The 1,720-nt window shown below is 73.3% G+C and carries 2 protein-coding genes; one reads left to right on the top strand and one right to left on the bottom strand.

The window, feature by feature from the left end:
* Positions 1 to 561: hypothetical protein (locus ABZ885_RS40605; RefSeq protein WP_360200153.1), on the bottom strand; the 561-nt coding region annotated here is incomplete at its 3' end.
* Positions 562 to 810: 249 nt separating this feature from the next.
* Between ABZ885_RS40605 and ABZ885_RS40600 the strand changes: the two genes are divergently transcribed.
* Positions 811 to 1,720 (top strand): enoyl-[acyl-carrier-protein] reductase FabV (locus ABZ885_RS40600; RefSeq protein WP_360200151.1); only part of this gene is annotated, 910 nt, incomplete at its 3' end.

Here is a 1,720-nt window from a genome sequence, read left to right as displayed (position 1 = left end):
GGCCCGTGCGGCGACCTCGTCGGGCCCGAGGTGCGTGTTGTCGACCAGCAGGTGGGACTCGGGGACGGCGGCGAAGTCGTCGACCGAGTTCAGCCGGTACTTGGCGTCCATGCCGATCAGATTGGCGTCGGACCATTCCAGGTCCCGCTTGGAGGCCTTCTCCGCCAGCCGGGACTCGCCGCCGTTGCGCACCAGCCGGACGTCCTGGTCGGCGGCCAGCTCCAGGAACAGCACGCGTGAGCCGCGCTCGCGGAACGGGGCCGCGTAGCGCTCGACCAGTGCGGCGTCCTCCGGGTCGTCGAAGTCCCAGACGAGGGTGAACACCAGGCCGGGCAGGCTGCTCGCGGCGGCCTCGGCGAAGATCTGCTCCCGGAAGGCGTGGTTGAGGCGCTGGAACTGCGGCGACTCGTACGGGAACAGGCGCAGCAGCGGCTCGATGGTCAGGTGGTTGTGGAAGAGCTTGAAACCCGTGCGCTCGGCTATGGCGCCGCCCACGGTCATCTTCCCGACCGCGGCCGGGCCGACGACGAAGAGCAGGGTCGGAGGTGTGCTGTCGGACATCGCGCCAGCATAGGGCCCCACGTGATCTTCGTCGACCGGCTGCCGGGCCGGCCGGGGCCGCTCCCCGCCGGGTCGGACGTGTGGCAACACTCCAAAACCTGATCATGATCATTGTCGCCTGGCGCGGCCCCTGCCCGGCCCGGTGCCGTCGCAGACTGGCACCGAGGCGGCGGCGTCCGAGCCGGTAGCCGCCCCCTGGCCGCCACCCCGGCCGCCGATCCCGCCCCAGCCGACCCAAGGACTGCCGTCGTGTCCGAGCGCGTTCTCACCCCCCGCAACCGGGGCTTCCTCTTCCTCGACTCCCACCCGGCGGGCTGCCGGCGGCTGGTGGCCGACATGTGGCAGGCCTGCCCCGCCCCGGCGGACGCCCCGGCGGGCGAGGGACCGGTGGCGCTGGTCATCGGCTCCTCCGCGGGCTACGGCCTCGCGGCGACGCTCGCCGGGCTCAAGCGCGCCGGCATCCGCGGCATCGCGGTGTCCTTCGAGAAGGCCCCCACCGAACGGCGCACCGCCACGGCCGGCTGGTACCGCACCGCGGCCACCGCCGACATCGCCCGCACCGCCGGGCGGGACCTGGTCTTCCTCAACGGCGACGCGTTCTCCGACGCGCTGAAGGACCAGGTCGCCGACCTCGTCGAGCAGCGTTTCGGCGGCCGGCTGGACCACCTGGTCTACTCGGTGGCCGCACCCCGCCGCACCGACCCCGACACCGGTGCCACGTACGCCTCCGTCCTCCGGCCGATCGGCCGGGCGAACCGCACCAAGACCCTGGTCTTCGACGACCAGGGCGTTGCCGAGGTCCGCGAGGTCGAGACCGCGCCGGCCGAGGGGGACGACGTCGAGCAGACCGTGGCCGTGATGGGCGGCGCGGACTGGGAGCGCTGGATCGACCACCTCGCCGGCCGGGGCCTGCTGGCCGACGGCTTCACCACCGCCGCGCTGTCGTACATCGGCTCGCCGCTGACGGCGGCGATCTACCGGCAGGGCACCATCGGCGCGGCCAAGGCCCACCTGGAGGCCACCGCCCGCACGCTGGACGAGCGCCTCGCCAAGGCGGTCGGCGGGCGCGCCGTGACCTCCGTCAACGGCCTGCGCTACAAGTACAAGCGCACCTGGATCGACGGCCCGATGTACGCGCCGGTCACCGGCTACACCTCGG

Source organism: Kitasatospora sp. NPDC047058 (genome assembly GCF_040643935.1).
Classification (GTDB): Bacteria; Actinomycetota; Actinomycetes; order Streptomycetales; family Streptomycetaceae; genus Kitasatospora.
This window is presented reverse-complemented; position numbering and strand designations above follow the sequence as displayed.